The organism is Rhizobium sp. SVR5-9E (assembly GCF_056755095.1).
Window position 1 is genome coordinate 1 of the sequence record NZ_JBNDHS010000566.1, and the last position, 251, is coordinate 251.

Here is a 251-nt window from a genome sequence, read left to right on the forward strand (position 1 = left end):
GTACTGCGTCGACAACGACATGGTCGTGCTGGTGAACATCCACTGGGACGGTGGCTGGCTCCAGGAGAACTTCACGGCCGACAGGCAGGCCGCCGTCAACGCGAAACAGAAGGCGTACTGGGAACAGATCGCCACGCTGCTGCGCGACTTCGATGGCCACGTGCTCTTCGCCAGCGCCAACGAACCGGACGTCAAGGACGCCGGCCAGATGGCCATCCTGGCGTCGTACCATCAGACCTTCGTCGATGCCG

At 63.3% G+C, this 251-nt stretch carries 1 protein-coding gene; it reads left to right on the top strand.

All coding sequences use genetic code 11. The annotated features are described in order from the left end of the window. On the top strand, positions 1–251 hold a 251-nt coding region (locus ACPYOJ_RS36090; RefSeq protein WP_481420493.1), incomplete at both ends, for a cellulase family glycosylhydrolase.